We start from the raw sequence: 14,795 nt of genomic DNA, 5'->3' as shown, positions 1-14,795 counted from the left end.
AAATGGTTCGTTTGTGGCGCCGAAAAGTTGCGGTTTGTGTAGCAACTATGTTAAAGACTAAGCTGTAATTTTCGTTTACGAACTTGCTGCCATGAGCCGATCACCCAGACACGACAAGATTTTGCAGCTGGTGCGCGAAAACGGCTTTATGCCGATTGAAGAGCTCGCCCGCTTGCTGGACGTTACCCCGCAGACCATCCGCCGCGACATCAACCAGCTGTGCGAGGCCAACCTGCTGCGCCGCTATCACGGTGGCGCCGCCCTCGGCAGCAGCGTGGAAAACGAGGATTACTTCGCGCGCAAGGGCAAGCTGCAGAGCGAAAAGGCGCACATCGCCGACATGATCGCGGAAAACATCCCCGACCATGCCTCGCTGTTCATGAGCATCGGCACCACCATCGAGGCAGTGGCGCAGGCGCTGACCAACACCCACAAGGGGCTGCGCGTGATCACCAACAACATCCACGTCGCCTCTGTCATGTCGGCCAATCCGGAGTTCACCGTATTGATCACCTCCGGCGTGGTACGCGCCTCCGACGGCGGCATCACCGGCGTGGCGACGCTGGATTTCATCAACCAGTTCAAGGTTGATTACGCCGTGATCGGAGTATCGGGAATAGAGGCCGACGGCTCGCTGCTCGATTTCGACTACCGCGAGGTACGCGTGGCGCAGGCGATGATGAATAATGCCCGTCACCGCTTCCTGGCCGCCGACCACAGCAAGTTCGGCCGCAATGCGCTGGTGCGCATGGGTCACATCACCGAATTCAATGCCATCTACACCGATGCCACGCCGCCGGAAAGCCTGAAAAAGCTGCTGGAAGAGCACAACGTGCGCATGTACCTGGCCGACCCGCTATGAACCGTCCCGCCGCAGCCTGGCCGCCGGCCGGGAGCGGCGCCGCCGTGTCGTGACAAAACCCACACCGCGGTGCGATGGCACGGCGGGATCACGGGCGCTGCTGGTATACTTTCCGGTTTCACCTACGATCCGGGGCGAGCCTGTCCCGCAGAGCCAGCATGAACGTCTTTTACGAAGAAAGCGGCAGCTTCAAGGTGGGCAGCATCGTCTCCCGCAATGATGCCAGCCTGCAAGTCGACACCCAGCACGGCAAGCGCGCCAAACTCAAGGCCGCCAACGTGTTCCTGGAGTTTTCCAGTGCGCTGCAGGAGTTCCTGCCCGCGGCCGAGGCGATTGCGGCCGACATCGACGTCGACTTTCTGTGGGAATGCTGCGGCGACGACGAATTCGGCTTCGACACCCTGGCCGCTGACTATTTCGGCCACGCGCCGAACGCGTTCGAATCGGCCGCCATCCTGATCAAGCTGTACGCGGCGCCGATGTACTTCTACAAGAAGGCCAAGGGCCGCTTCAAGTCGGCACCGGAAGAGACGCTGAAGGCGGCGCTGGCCGGCATCGAGCGCAAGAAGCGCGAGCAGGAACAGGTCGACGCCTGGGCCGCCGAGCTGGCCGCCGGCACGCTGCCGGACGCGATCCGCAGCCACCTGATGCCGCTGCTGTACCGCCCGGACAAGAACACCCTCGAATTCAAGGCCTTCGACCAGGCCAGCCGCGCCTGCGGCCTGCCGCCGCTGCGCCTGGCGCACCACGTCGGCGGCATCCCGTCGGTACCGGAATACCTGATGGCCGGCTTCCAGCTGGAGCACTTCCCGAAAGGGCTGGGCTTCGGCAGCTACGCGCCGGCCACGCTGCCGGCCGACCTGCCGCTGTCCGACGTGGCCGCCTTCTCCATCGACGACGCTGCCACCACCGAGATCGACGACGCGCTGTCGGTACAGTGGCTGGACAACGGCAACATCCGCGTCGGCATCCACATCGCGGCGCCGACACTGGGCGTGGCGGTCGGCTCCGACATCGAGAAACTGGTGCACAACCGGCTGTCCACCGTCTACTTCCCCGGCGACAAGATCACCATGCTGCCGGACGACGTGGTGCACCAGTTCACGCTGCAGGAAGGCCAGGCCTGCCCGGCGCTGAGCCTGTACGTGGAAGTGGCGCCCGATTTTTCGCTGGTGGCGTTCGACAACCGCATCGAGCGCGTCAACATCGCGGCCAACCTGCGCCACGACCAGCTGGAGCAGGTGTTCAACGAGGAAACGTTGGCCGCACCCGGTTTCGGCCCCGACTACGCGTTCAAGAAGGAGCTGGTGTGGCTGTGGCAGTTCGCCAACGCCCGCGAGGCCTTCCGCGGCAAGACCCCGGACCCGAACCGCCCGCCGCAGGTGGACTACAACTTCAACGTGGTCGACGGCAAGGTGATCATCAGCGTGCGCAAGCGCGGCTCGCCGATGGACAAGCTGGTGTCCGAGCTGATGATCCTCGCCAACAGCGAGTGGGGCCGCATGCTGGCCGAGGCCGATATCCCGGCCATGTACCGCGCGCAGAGCATGGGCAAGGTACGCATGACCACCCGTCCGGAGCCGCACATCGGCCTCGGCGTCGCGCAGTATGCGTGGAGCACCTCGCCGCTGCGCCGCGCGTCGGACTTCGTCAACCAGCGCCAGCTGGTGGCGATGATCCGCGGCGAGACGCCGCAATACCCGCAGGGCGACGCGATGCTGTTCGCGCTGCTGCGCGACTTCGACGCCGCCTACAGCGCCTACCTGGGCTTCCAGGACAAGATGGAGCACTTCTGGTGCCTGCGCTGGTTCAGCCAGCAAGGCATCAGCGAGCCGACCGCCAGCTACATCAAGGAAGACCTGGTGCGCATCGACGGCGTGCCGATGCGCCAGCGCATTCCCGGTCTGCCGGAGCTGGCCACCGGCGACCGCATCAAGCTGCAGATCATCCGCATCGACGAGCTGATGCAGGAGATCGAGTTCCGCTTCATCGAGGTCATCGAGCGCAAGCAGCAGCCGGTCAGCGACACTGTCGCCGGCTGAGCCGTACCGCAATCCGCACCTGGCCACGGCAGGTTTCCCGCTTCATGGTGCGTGCGGTGCCGCAGCCTGCGGCCAACGTTGGCCGCAACGCAAAACGCCGCCCGGTATGGGCGGCGTTTTGCATGGCATCGTAATTTCGTGGCCCGGATAAGGCGCAGCCGCATCCGGGGAAGGGGCGGGCAACTCACCCCGGCGGCAGGATGCCGTCGGCGCGGAACATGGTCTTGATGCCGCGGATCGCCTGGCGGATGCGGCTTTCGTTCTCGATCAGCGCAAAACGCACGTACTCGTCACCGTAGTCGCCAAAGCCCACGCCCGGCGACACCGACACCTTGGCCTGGTCCAGCAGCAGGTTGGCAAACGCCAGCGAGCCCAGCGCGCGGTAGTGCTCGGGAATGCGCGCCCAGATGTACATCGACGCCTTCGGCAATTCCACCTGCCAGCCGGCCTCCAGCAGGCCCTTGTACAGTACGTCGCGGCGCTTCTGGTAGCTGGCGGCGATGTCCTTCACACACTGCTGGTCGCCTTCCAGCGCGGCGATGGCCGCGATCTGCAGCGGGGTGAAGGTGCCGTAGTCGTGGTAGCTCTTGATGCGCGCCAGCGCGGCGACCAGATCGGGGTTGCCGACCATGAAGCCGATGCGCCAGCCGGCCATGTTGTAGCTCTTGGACAGGGTGAAGAACTCCACCGCGATGTCCTTGGCGCCCGGCACCTGCATGATGGACGGCGCCTTCCAGCCGTCGAACACGATGTCGGCGTAGGCGAGGTCGTGCACCACGAAGATGTCGTGTTTCTTCGCCAGCGCGATCACGCGCTCGAAGAAGTCCAGCTCCACGCACTGCGCGGTGGGGTTGGACGGGAAGCCGATCACGATCATCTTCGGCTTCGGGTAGCTACCGCGGATGGCGTTTTCCAGCTCGGCGAAGAAGTCCACGCCCGGTGCCAGCGGCACGCTGCGGATCTGCGCGCCGGCGATCACCGCGCCGTAGATGTGGATCGGGTAGCTCGGGTCCGGCACCAGCACGGTGTCGCCGCGATCCAGCGTCGCCAGCATCAGGTGCGCCAGCCCTTCCTTGGAGCCGATGGTGACGATGGCCTCGCTGTCCGGGTCGATGTCCACCTGGTAGCGCTCCCGGTACCAGCGGCTGATCGCGCGGCGCAGGCGCGGGATGCCTTTGGACGCGGAGTAGCCGTGGGTGTCCGGGCGCTGCGCGGCCTCGGTCAGCTTGGCGACGATGTGCGGCGGCGTGGCGCCGTCGGGGTTGCCCATGCTCATGTCGACGATGTCGTCGCCACGACGGCGGGCGGCCATCTTGCGTTCGGCGGTGATGTTGAAAACGTAGGGCGGGAGACGATCGATGCGCGCAAAGCGGCGCTTGCCGGTAGACGACATGGGGAATCCTTCAACGTAAGCGCCCGGAACCGTCCGAGCGACGCCCTCCCGACACAGGAGGAAACGCCATACTACGCGGCGGCGCGCGGCGGCGTCCAGTGTGGCGGCCAAGGTTGGCCGCAGGCTTTCTTGCCCTTGGCATGAGGCATGACGGACAATTGCGGTCTTGTCTTGATTACAGCGGTAGCCTGTCATGCCTTTATCGTGGAACGAAGTTAAAGACCGCGCCCTTGCCTTTTCCAAAGAATGGGCCAATGAAACCAGCGAAGATGCTGAAGCCAAGAGTTTCTGGGATGGCTTCTTCAACATCTTCGGTCTATCCCGGCGCAGATTGGCCAGCTTCGAGCAGCCGGTCAAGAAAGCCGATGGCAAAGGCGGTTTTATCGACCTGCTGTGGAAAGGTGTGCTGCTGGTTGAACACAAATCCCGTGGTAAAGACCTGGACCGTGCCGCGACACAGGCTTTCGATTACTTTCCCGGCCTGAAAGAACGCGATCTGCCACGGTTTGTGCTGGTGTCCGACTTTGCGCGCTTCCGACTGTATGACCTGGACGAAGACAAGACCTTCGACTTCTCCTTGGCCGAGTTGTACAAAAAGGTGCGCCTGTTCGGCTTCATGCTGGGCATGGAGACCAAGAGTTTCGGCAAGGAAGACCCGGTCAACATCAAGGCGGCAGAAAAGCTAGGCAAACTGCACGACCTGCTGAAAGCCAGTGGTTACGAAGGGCATGAACTGGAAGTATTGTTGGTTCGCCTGCTATTCTGCCTGTTTGCCGAAGACACGGCCATTTTCCAGCGCGGCCAGTTCCAGCTCTACATCGAAAGCGAAACCCGCGAAGATGGCGGTGACTTGGGCATGCATCTGGCTCAGCTGTTCCAGGTGCTCAACACGCCGGAAAACAAGCGCCAAAAGAGCCTGAACGACCTGCTGGCCGCCTTCCCCTATGTGAATGGACGGCTTTTTGCCGAGCCACTATCGCTGGCTGCGTTCGACAGCCAGATGCGCGAGACATTGCTGGACTGTACCGCGCTGGACTGGAGCCGTATCAGCCCGGCCATCTTCGGCAGCCTGTTCCAGAGCATCATGGACAAGAAAGCTCGCCGTGATCTGGGCGCGCATTACACCAGCGAAACCAACATCCTCAAGGCGCTGAAGCCACTCTTTCTCGACGAGTTGCACGGCGAATTTGAAAAGCTGCGCAACAAGCCGAACCAGCTAATGGATTTTCACCAGAAACTGGCCAACATCCACATTTTTGACCCGGCCTGTGGCTGCGGTAATTTTCTGGTGATTGCCTACCGCGAACTGCGCCTGCTGGAGCTGGAAGTCCTGCGCGAGCTGCACAAAGCGCAGAAAAGCCGGGTACTGGACGTGGGCGAACTGGTCTGGCTGAACGTGGATCGCCTGCACGGGATTGAGCTGGAGGAGTTCCCGGCACAAATTGCCCAAGTGGCACTGTGGCTCACCGATCACCAAATGAACCTGCTGGTGTCGGAAGAATTCGGCCAGTATTTTGCCCGTCTGCCGTTGAAAACGGCACCGCATATCGTGCAAGGCAATGCCTTGGACATGGACTGGGCCGGGCTGATTGCCCCGGACGTGCTCAGCTACATCGTGGGCAACCCGCCATTTCTGGGTGCCAAGATGCTGTCCGAGCAACAGCGTCAGGATGTAGACGCGGTATTTCACGACACCAGAAATTCCGGATTGCTGGACTACGTTAGCTGCTGGTACCGCAAGGCGGTGGACTACTGTGCGGCCAACGTGGCGATACGGTGTGCTTTTGTCTCCACCAACTCCATCACCCAGGGCGAACAGGTTGGTGTGCTGTGGGGGGACCTGCTGGCACGCGGCATTCATATCCACTTTGCCCACCGTACTTTTCAGTGGAATAGCGAGGCGCGCGGCAAGGCGGCGGTGCACTGCGTCATTATCGGCTTTGGTTTGCGGGATGCTGCCGAGCACTGGCTGTATGACTACGAAACGCCCAAGTCGGAGCCCGCAGCGCTAAAGGTTGGCCGCATCAATCCGTATCTGGTAGACGCTGCGGACATCCTGCTGCCCAACCGCAGCCAGCCTATCTGCGCTGTACCCGGTATCGGTATCGGTAACAAGCCAATCGATGGTGGGCACTACTTGTTCAGCGATGAAGAAAAAGACGCTTTCATTGCGAAGGAAGCGGCAGCGGCCAAGTGGTTCCGTCGCTGGCTGGGTGCCGACGAATTCATCAATGGCTGGCAACGCTGGTGCCTGTGGCTGGGAGACTGCCCGCCAGCCGAACTGCGCAAGATGCCGGAAGCAATGAAGCGGGTACAAGCGGTAAAAGAAGTCCGTCTTGCCAGCAAATCGGCACCGACTCGTAAGCTTGCGGATACGCCTACTCACTTCCATGTAGAAAATATCCCAGGAGCAGACTATCTGGTTATTCCGGAAGTGAGCTCGGAGCGACGGTTTTATATCCCCATTGGTTATGTTAGTGCCGATACGCTTAGCAGCAATAAGCTTCGCATCATGGCAAACGCCAGCCACTACGATTTTGGTGTTACACAATCATTAATGCATATGGCGTGGGTGCGATACACAACAGGTCGGCTAAAAAGCGACTACCAATACTCCGTCAATTTGGTCTACAACAACTTTCCCTGGCCAGACGCCAGCGAAAAACAACGCGCCGCCATCGAACAGGCCGCACAGGCAGTGCTGGATACCCGTGCACGGTTTGCCGACGCCACGTTGGCCGATCTGTACGACCCGCTGACTATGCCCCCCGCCCTGCTGAAAGCCCACCAGCAGCTTGACAAGGCGGTGGATGCAGCCTACGGCCGCAAAGCCTTTGCCAGCGAGGCCGAGCGGGTGGCTTTCCTGTTCCAGCGCTATCAGGAACTTACCAGCTTGTTGCCTACCGCCAAAAAAGCTGGCCGTGGCAGGCCACAGGCAGAAGACTGATCCATCTTGAGGCCTGCGGCCAACGTTGGCCGCAGCGCTGCCCGAGCAGAAGCAACAGGAACAGAGACAGAAAGGAACAACCATGCCACCACGCACGCTGGCCGAACTGGACGCCCTGCGCGACGAATGCAAGGCGATGGTGACCCGCCGCGCCGGCCTCTCCGCCGGTGCCGCGGTGCTGCCGGTGCCGGGGCTGGATATCGGCACCGACGTCAGCCTGCTGCTGGAAATGATCCCGGCCATCAACCGCAAGTTCGGCCTCAGCCCGGAGCAGATCGAGGCGCTGGATCCGCAGCTGAAGAAAATCATGCTGGTTGCCATCAGCAGCATCGGCAGCGAGCTGGTCGGCAAGCTGGTGACGCGGCCCTTGCTGCTGAAGGTGCTGCAGCGCATCGGGCTGCGGCTGGCGACCAAGTCGGCGGCCCGCTTCGTGCCGCTGCTGGGGCAGGCGCTGGCGGCATCGCTCAGTTTTGGCGCGATGAAGCTGGTCGGCAACGCGCACGTGGACGACTGCTACGCCGTCGCCCGCAAGGTGTTGCTGGCGGGGGAGACGCCGGCCGGCTGAGCCGGTCGCGCGATGCGGCCAACGTTGGCCGCATGAAAAAGGCGGCCCGCAGGCCGCCGTGGTGAGGCAGGAAAACGCCGCCGGCGCTACACGATCCGCGCTTCGGTTGCCGGGTCGAACAGCACCGCCTTGGACACGTCGAACACCAGCTCCATGCTCTCGCCCGGGTACTTGGCCTCGGTCGGGTGGGTGCGGCAGCAGACCTTGGTGTTGTTCAGCGACACGAACACCAGCGTGTCCGGGCCGGTCGGCTCGATCACGTCGATGTGGCAGGCCATCACCGGCAGGCCGTCGCGGTGGGCGGTGCGCGCGTCGGTGATCTGTTCCGGGCGGATGCCGAAGATCACTTCCTTGCCCACAAATGCGGCCAGCTTCGCCTTGTCGTGCGGCAGCGGCAACACCACGCAGCCGTTGTCGTCGCAGATCTTGACGCCGATGTCGCTGCCGGACTGCACCACGGTGGCCGGGATGAAGTTCATCGACGGCGAGCCGATGAAGCCGGCGACGAACAGGTTGGCCGGGTTGTCGTAGATGTCCTGCGGGCTGCCGAACTGCTGCACGATGCCGTCCTTCATCACCGCGATCTTGTCGCCCAGTGTCATCGCCTCGATCTGGTCATGCGTCACGTAGACGATGGTCGATTTCAGGCGCTGGTGCATCAGCTTGATCTCGGTGCGCATCTCGACGCGCAGCTTGGCGTCGAGGTTGGACAGCGGCTCGTCGAACAGGAAGATCGCCGGGTTGCGCGCCAGCGCGCGCCCCATCGCCACGCGCTGGCGCTGGCCGCCGGACATCTGCCCCGGCTTGCGCTCCAGCAGGTGGGTGATCTGCAGCATCTCGGCCACGCGCTTGACGGTGGCGTCGATCTCGGCCCTGGGCGTCTTGCGGATTTCCAGGCCGAAGCTGATGTTCTCGCGCACCGTCATCGACGGGTACAGCGCGTAGCTCTGGAACACCATGGCGATGTCGCGGTCCTTGGGCGACAGCTCGTTGACGCGTTTGTTGCCGATGGCGATGTCGCCGCTGGAGATGTCGTCCAGCCCGGCGATCATGTTCAGCAGCGTGGACTTGCCGCAGCCGGAGGGGCCGACCAGGATCAGGAACTCGCCGTCCCCGATCGCGATGTTGATGCCCTTGAGCACGTCGGTGCCGTTGGCGTAGGTCTTGCACACGTTATTGATGGAAAGCGCTGCCATTTCTTAACCTTTCACGGCACCGGCTGTCAGGCCACGCACGAAGTAGCGGCCGGCAACCATGTAAACGAACAGGGTAGGCAGCGCGGCGATGATCGCCGCGGCCATGTCCACGTTGTATTCCTTCACCCCGGTGGAGGTGTTGACCAGATTGTTCAGCGCCACCGTGATCGGCTGCGATTCGCCGGCGGCGAACACCACGCCGAACAGGAAGTCGTTCCAGATCTGGGTGAACTGCCAGATGATGCAGACCACGAAGATCGGGCCGGAGATCGGCAGCAGGATGCGCAGGAAGATGGTCCAGAAGCCGGCGCCGTCGATGCGCGCCGCCTTCACCAGCTCGTCCGGCACCGTGATGTAGAAGTTGCGGAAGAACAGGGTGGTGAACGCGGTGCCGTACACCACGTGCACCAGCACCAGGCCGGCGGTGGTATTGGCCAGCCCGAGCAGGCCCAAGAGCTGCGCCATCGGCAGCAGCACTACCTGGAAGGGGATGAAGCAGCCGACCAGCAGCATGGTGAACAGTGCGTCGGAGCCCTTGAAACGCCACATCGATACCACGTAGCCGTTGACGGCGCCGAGCAGGGTGGAGATCGCCACCGCCGGCAGCGTCATCTTGATCGAGTTCCAGAAGAAGCCCTGCATGCCGTTGCATTCGACACCGGTACAGGCTTCGGCCCACGCCTTGCTCCAGGCGCCGCCCTGCCACAGCTGCGGCAGCGCCAGCATATTGCCCTCGCGGATGTCGTCCAGCGACTTGAACGAGGTGGTCAGCATCACGTACAGCGGCAGCAGGTAGTAGATGGCCATCAGGAGCAGCGCGGCGTACACCAGCGCGCGGCCAACGGTGAGGTTCTTAAACACGTTTGGCACTCCTTGTTTCCATATACATCAGCGGCACCAGCACGGCGACGATGGTGATGAGCATCATCATCGCGGAGGCGGCACCCACCCCCAGCTGGCCACGGGTAAAGGCGAACTGGTACATGAAGATCGCCGGCACGTCGGACGAATTGCCGGGGCCGCCGCCGGTCAGCGCCATCACCAGATCAAAGCTCTTGATCGCGATGTGCGACAGGATCAGCAGCACGCTGAAGAACACCGGGCGCAGGCTGGGGATCAGGATGCGGCGGTAGATGGTGGGCAGGCTGGCGCCATCGACCTGCGCCGCCTTGATGATGGAGTCGTCGATGCCGCGCAGGCCGGCGAGGAACAGTGCCATCACGAAGCCGGAGCTTTGCCACACGCCGGCGATGACCACGGTGTAGATCGCCATGTCCGGATTGACCAGCCAGTCGAAGGTGAAGTCGGTGAAGCCGAGGTCGACCACCACCTTCTGCAGCCCCATGTCGGGGTTGAGCATCCACTTCCACGCGGTGCCGGTGACCACGAAGGACAGCGCCATCGGGTACAGGTAGACGGTGCGCAGTGCGCCTTCGGCGCGGATTTTCTGGTCCAGCAGCACTGCCATCAGCAGGCCGACCAGCAGGCAGAACAGGATGAACAGGCCGCCGAAGATGCCAAGGTTGGCCGCAGTGGTCCACCAGCGCTCGTTTTCGAACAGCGCCTGGTATTGCACGAAGCCGGCCCACTCGTAGCGCGGCATCAGGCGGGACTCGGTAAACGAGAGCCAACCGGTCCAGGCGATGAAGCCATAGACGAAGATCAGGCTGGCAGCCAGCGTCGGCGACAGCACCAGCTTGGGCAGCCAGCGGTCGGCCAGCGCGTGCAGGCTGCCTTGGGATGAAGATCCGGACATGATGATTCCTTGCTGTCTCGGTACAAAAACACGGGGCCGGTCCGCCCGCCTGGGGCGGACCGGTCAGACCGGCGGCGGGGTGCCGCCGGTGCCGCGGATCACGATCTGCTGCGATTTGATTTCAACTGGGGCGATACGGCGTCAAGTACGATTGAGATATGCGTATTTACTACTTGTAAACGCCGCTTCCTCAGCCGTTTTCGCCTTGTCTCACCTTAGCTCGCTAGATCGTGAATACGCTCTTAGCGCACGGCGCCGGCACGGGCCAGCCGCTCGGTGGCCTGCTGCGCGGTCATGCTCGAGTTCATGAACTGCGAGATCACGTCCACCATCGCGCCTTCGGTGGCGGACGGCATCGCCATCTTGTGGGCGAAGCTCGGCACCAGCTTGCTGCTCTTGGAGGCGGCGTTCATGTCGAAGCTGGACTTCTTCGCGCAGTCGTCGAACTTGGCCATCGGCGTGTCGAGACGGGCAGGGATCGAGCCCTTGTTGAGGTTGAACACTTCCTGGAACGCCGGGCTCATCACCGTGGCGGCCAGCTTGGCCTGGGCCTGAACCGCGGCCGGGTTTTTCTGCTGGAACATGGCCAGGCTGTCGATGTTGAAGGTGAACGCGTTCTGGGTGCCCGGTGCGTCGGTGCAGATGAAGTCCTTGCCCGGCACCTTGCCGGCGGCGGTGAACTCACCCTTCGCCCAGTCGCCCATGAACTGCATGCCGGCCTTGCCGTTGATCACCATGGCGGTGGCCAGGTTCCAGTCGCGGCCGGCGGCGCCCTTGTCGATGTAGGTCTTCACCTTGCCCAGGGTCTCGAACACCTTGACGGTTGTCGGGCCGGCGAGGGTGGCCTTGTCCAGCTTCACGAACGCCTTGTTGTAGTAGTCGGCACCGCCGACGCCCAGCGCCACCGATTCGAACAGGGTGGCGTCCTGCCACGGCTGGCCGCCGTGGGCGATAGGCTGGATGCCGGCCTTCTTCAGCTTGTCGGCGGCGGCAAAGAATTCCGGCCAGGTCTTCGGCACGGTGGCGCCGGCCTTCTTGAACGCTTCCGGGTTGGCCCACAGCCAGTTCACGCGGTGCACGTTGACCGGCGCGGCCACGTACTTGCCCTTGTACTTCATCACGCGGCTGACCACCGGCGGCAGCTGCTTGTCCCAGTTGCCGGCGCGGGCCACGGCGTCGATGTCGGCCAGCACGCCTTCGGCACCCCACTCCTGGATCGCCGGGCCCTTGATCTGGGCGGCGGTCGGCGGGTTGCCGGACACCACGCGCGTCTTCAGCGCGGTCATCGCGTTGTCGCCGCCGCCACCGGCGACGGCAAAGTCCTTCCAGGTCACGCCCTGGGCGCTCATCATCTTCTTCAGTTCGGCGACGGATTTGGCTTCGCCACCGGAGGTCCACCAGTGCAGGACTTCCACGTCGGCGGCCTGGGCGGCAACGGGGAACAGGCTGGCTGCCAGCACGGCCGCGCTCAGACGTTTCAGTTTCATAACTCTCTCCTTCTGTAGTTGTGATGTCCGCACGGGTTTTTTTGTGATGCGGATGATCGTGTCCCGGCGGCCGCGCACCCAAAGCGGGGCGGCGCGCAGGATTGCTTGCACTATAGCGGGGAGTTAGTAAGTTTTGTGTAAGGATTTTGGGGGAATGGCGTAAGGAAACGGGGCGCGGATCGTGCGCCGCGTCATGACATCGGCGAAAGGCTTGCCTTTGCTGGCAGGCGGGTTTGCTGCGATGCACCAAAAAACGGCGCTGTAGTGTGTCAACTACACACGCGGCCAATTGGCGGCGCCGTTTTAGTGCGGCAACAACGTGAAATCGACGCTGGCGACCAGGCCGTGCGGCGGGTTGTCGGACAGCGCGATGCGGGTGTGATGGCGGCGCGCGATCTCCTGCACGATGGCGAGACCGAGGCCGCAGCCCTTGCCCTGGCCTTCGGCACGGCCGCGGTAGAAGCGGGCGAACACCTGCTCGCGCTCGCTCTCGGGAATGCCGGGGCCGTTGTCGCACACCTGCAGCGTCACCGTGCCGGCGGTGCGCCGCAGCCTGACGGTGACCTCGCCGCCGGGCGGCGTGTACTGGATGGCGTTGTCGATCAGGTTGGCCAGCAGCTCGCGCAGCAGGCCACCGTGGCCGGCGACCGGCAGCGCATCGTCTTCCGCCTCCAGCCCGAGGTCGATGTCGCGCGCCAGCGCCTGCGGCACCGCCTCGCTGGTGACCTCGCGCGCCAGCTGGCGCAGGTCCAGCGCCGCCAGCTGCAGCCCGGCCTCCGGCTCGGCGCGCGCCAGCGCCAGTAGCTGGTTGATCAGGCGGATGGAGCGCGCGACGCTGGTCTCCACCTGCTGCAGCTGGCGGCTGGCGCTGGCGACATCCGGCGGCGTGGCGGCCAGCTCGGCGCGCACCAGCTCGCTCTGCGACTTCAGCCCGGCCAGCGGTGTGCGCAGCTGGTGCGCGGCGTCGGCGATGAAGCGGCGCTGCTGCGCCACTTGGCCATCGACCTCGTGCAGCAGCTCGTTGATGGCACGCGCCAGCGCGCGCACCTCGGACGGCGCGTTGTCGATCTCGATCGGCGCCAGGTCGCGCGGCGAGCGGTTTTCCACGCTGCGGCGCAGGTGGCGCAGCGGCGACAGGCCGCGGCTGATGCCGGCCCACACCAGCACGCTGGTCAAGAGCATCACCGCCAGCAGCGGCAGGCCCATGTCGCGCAGGATCTTGCGCGCCAGCTCGGCGTTCAGCGCCCGGCTCTTCGCCACCTGCACCAGCATCAGCTCCGGCCGGTCCGGGGTGCCGGCCGGCAGGTACAGCGCGGCGACGCGCACCTCCAGCCGCTTGATGCGGCCATCGTAGAAGAAGGTTTCTCCCGCCTTGCGCGGCAGGCCGGCCGGCGGCCGCGGCATCGCCGGTTCGCCAAGCAGGAAGGCCTCTGGCGGCGAGCTGACCATGTAGTAGATGCGGTCGTCCGGGTCCTGCTCCAGGATCTCGCGCGCCGCCTGCGGGAAGTCGATGTAGAAACCGTTGCCGAACGGTTTCACCTGCCGCGCCAGCGCGCGCGAGGACTTGGCCAGCGAGCGGTCGATCACCTCGCCGGCGTAGCTCATCGCCATGCTGTGCGCGAGGAAGGCGGCGCCCAGCCACAGCACCAGCTGCGGCAGCAGCAGCCACAGCAGCAGCTGGCGGCGCAGCGACAGCTGGCGGGGGCGGGTGGCGGGCGGCGGCGTCATGCGGCCAACCTTTACGCGCCGGCGTCGCTGACGGCCAGCAGGTAGCCCAGCCCGCGCACCGCGCGGATGCCGACGCCGCTGCCGTCCAGCTTCTTGCGCAGGCGGTGCACGTACACCTCCACCGCGTTGGCGCCGACCTCCTCGCCGTCGCCGGACAGCTCGCCGGCAATCTGCTCCTTGGTCACCACGCGGTCGGCGTGGGCCATCAGGATGTCGAGCAGCTGCAGTTCGCGCGCCGACAATTCCAGCGCCTGCTGCCCGCACCACGCGCGCTGCCCGCCGCGGTCCAGCCGCAGGCGGCCGAAGTGCAGCTCGTCGCGCACGTTGTCGGCGACGCGGTGGCGGCGCAGCAGCGCGCGGATGCGCGCCTCCAGCTCCGGGAATTCGAAGGGCTTGACCAGGTAGTCGTCGGCGCCGGCGTCCAGCCCGGCGACGCGGTCTTCCATGCTGTCCAGCGCGGTCAGCAGCAGGATGGGCAGCGCCGGTTTGTGCACGCGCACGTTGCGCAGTACCTGCAGGCCGCTCTGGCCGGGCAGGCCGATATCGAGGATCACTGCGTCGAACGGCTCGGCCAGCAATTGCCGCTGCGCGGCGAGGCCGTCGGCGGCGTGGCTGACGCTGAAGCCGAGCTGGCCGAGGCGGGTGAGCAGGGCATCGGTGAGGACGGCGTCGTCTTCGGCTAGGAACAGTTTCATGGGGTATCCGGCGGCGGACTGGGACAAGCCGTGATGTTAGAAGCTCGCGCCGGCTTTGGCGAGGGGAGGGCCTGTCCGAATTTTTGTGTAAACGGGGTTTCAAATCACATCTGAGGAATGCGTT

11 protein-coding genes are annotated in these 14,795 nt (G+C 64.2%); 4 read left to right on the top strand and 7 right to left on the bottom strand.

What is annotated here, in order from left to right; genetic code table 11:
- Window positions 1-91: 91 nt before the first annotated feature.
- Both IE083_RS09275 and IE083_RS09270 read left to right on the top strand, forming a co-directional pair.
- On the top strand, window positions 92-862 hold the full coding sequence (locus IE083_RS09275) for a DeoR/GlpR family DNA-binding transcription regulator (RefSeq protein ID WP_189353325.1): 771 nt from the start codon (window positions 92-94) through the stop codon (window positions 860-862).
- A gap of 158 nt (window positions 863-1,020) precedes the next feature.
- Entirely contained in the window at window positions 1,021-2,904 is a 1,884-nt protein-coding gene (locus IE083_RS09270; protein ID WP_189353324.1) for a ribonuclease catalytic domain-containing protein, read from the top strand.
- A 184-nt stretch (window positions 2,905-3,088) separates the two neighbouring features.
- Here the strand turns inward: IE083_RS09270 and alaC are convergent, their stop codons facing one another.
- Window positions 3,089-4,297, bottom strand: a complete 1,209-nt coding sequence (alaC, locus tag IE083_RS09265) for an alanine transaminase (protein WP_189353323.1) — start codon at window positions 4,295-4,297, stop codon at window positions 3,089-3,091.
- 193 nt (window positions 4,298-4,490) lie between these two features.
- Here alaC and IE083_RS09260 point away from each other — a divergent pair, with 193 nt between their 5' ends.
- Together IE083_RS09260 and IE083_RS09255 are read left to right on the top strand one after the other, a co-directional pair.
- A complete protein-coding gene (locus tag IE083_RS09260) occupies window positions 4,491-7,244 on the top strand; it encodes a class I SAM-dependent DNA methyltransferase (protein WP_189353322.1) in 2,754 nt (917 codons plus the stop codon).
- 82 nt (window positions 7,245-7,326) lie between these two features.
- Window positions 7,327-7,809: a hypothetical protein gene (locus tag IE083_RS09255; RefSeq protein ID WP_189353321.1), complete on the top strand. Its 483-nt coding sequence runs from the start codon at window positions 7,327-7,329 to the stop codon at window positions 7,807-7,809.
- A gap of 86 nt (window positions 7,810-7,895) precedes the next feature.
- Here IE083_RS09255 and IE083_RS09250 read toward each other — a convergent pair whose 3' ends face one another.
- The 6 genes from IE083_RS09250 to IE083_RS09225 form a co-directional block, all read right to left on the bottom strand.
- On the bottom strand, window positions 7,896-9,005 hold the full coding sequence (locus IE083_RS09250; protein ID WP_189353320.1) for an ABC transporter ATP-binding protein: 1,110 nt from the start codon (window positions 9,003-9,005) through the stop codon (window positions 7,896-7,898).
- Window positions 9,006-9,008: 3 nt separating this feature from the next.
- Entirely contained in the window at window positions 9,009-9,866 is an 858-nt protein-coding gene (locus IE083_RS09245) for a carbohydrate ABC transporter permease (protein ID WP_229799687.1), read from the bottom strand.
- Window positions 9,859-10,761 carry a carbohydrate ABC transporter permease gene (locus IE083_RS09240; protein WP_189353319.1) on the bottom strand — a complete coding sequence of 301 codons (903 nt, stop codon included), beginning with the start codon at window positions 10,759-10,761 and terminating at the stop codon, window positions 9,859-9,861. The genes IE083_RS09245 and IE083_RS09240 overlap by 8 nt, the downstream gene beginning before the upstream one ends.
- 242 nt (window positions 10,762-11,003) lie before the next feature.
- Window positions 11,004-12,248, bottom strand: a complete 1,245-nt coding sequence (locus tag IE083_RS09235) for an ABC transporter substrate-binding protein (RefSeq protein ID WP_189353318.1) — start codon at window positions 12,246-12,248, stop codon at window positions 11,004-11,006.
- A gap of 303 nt (window positions 12,249-12,551) precedes the next feature.
- A complete protein-coding gene (locus IE083_RS09230; protein ID WP_189353317.1) occupies window positions 12,552-13,976 on the bottom strand; it encodes a sensor histidine kinase in 1,425 nt (474 codons plus the stop codon).
- An 11-nt stretch (window positions 13,977-13,987) separates the two neighbouring features.
- A complete protein-coding gene (locus tag IE083_RS09225; protein WP_189353316.1) occupies window positions 13,988-14,671 on the bottom strand; it encodes a response regulator transcription factor in 684 nt (227 codons plus the stop codon).
- Between the last annotated feature and the right edge of the window lie 124 nt (window positions 14,672-14,795).

It is taken from the genome of Vogesella fluminis (genome assembly GCF_014652335.1).
Lineage (GTDB): Bacteria > Pseudomonadota > Gammaproteobacteria > Burkholderiales > Chromobacteriaceae > Vogesella > Vogesella fluminis.
This window is presented reverse-complemented; position numbering and strand designations above follow the sequence as displayed.

Coding starts and splice junctions, on each gene's coding strand:
- IE083_RS09230 (WP_189353317.1), bottom strand. CDS start 13,976: ATGACGCCGCCGCCCGCCACCCGCCCCCGCCAGCTGTCGCTGCGCCGC.
- IE083_RS09235 (WP_189353318.1), bottom strand. CDS start 12,248: ATGAAACTGAAACGTCTGAGCGCGGCCGTGCTGGCAGCCAGCCTGTTC.
- IE083_RS09260 (WP_189353322.1), top strand. CDS start 4,491: ATGCCTTTATCGTGGAACGAAGTTAAAGACCGCGCCCTTGCCTTTTCC.
- IE083_RS09250 (WP_189353320.1), bottom strand. CDS start 9,005: ATGGCAGCGCTTTCCATCAATAACGTGTGCAAGACCTACGCCAACGGC.
- IE083_RS09240 (WP_189353319.1), bottom strand. CDS start 10,761: ATGTCCGGATCTTCATCCCAAGGCAGCCTGCACGCGCTGGCCGACCGC.
- IE083_RS09225 (WP_189353316.1), bottom strand. CDS start 14,671: ATGAAACTGTTCCTAGCCGAAGACGACGCCGTCCTCACCGATGCCCTG.
- IE083_RS09270 (WP_189353324.1), top strand. CDS start 1,021: ATGAACGTCTTTTACGAAGAAAGCGGCAGCTTCAAGGTGGGCAGCATC.
- IE083_RS09275 (WP_189353325.1), top strand. CDS start 92: ATGAGCCGATCACCCAGACACGACAAGATTTTGCAGCTGGTGCGCGAA.
- alaC (WP_189353323.1), bottom strand. CDS start 4,297: ATGTCGTCTACCGGCAAGCGCCGCTTTGCGCGCATCGATCGTCTCCCG.
- IE083_RS09255 (WP_189353321.1), top strand. CDS start 7,327: ATGCCACCACGCACGCTGGCCGAACTGGACGCCCTGCGCGACGAATGC.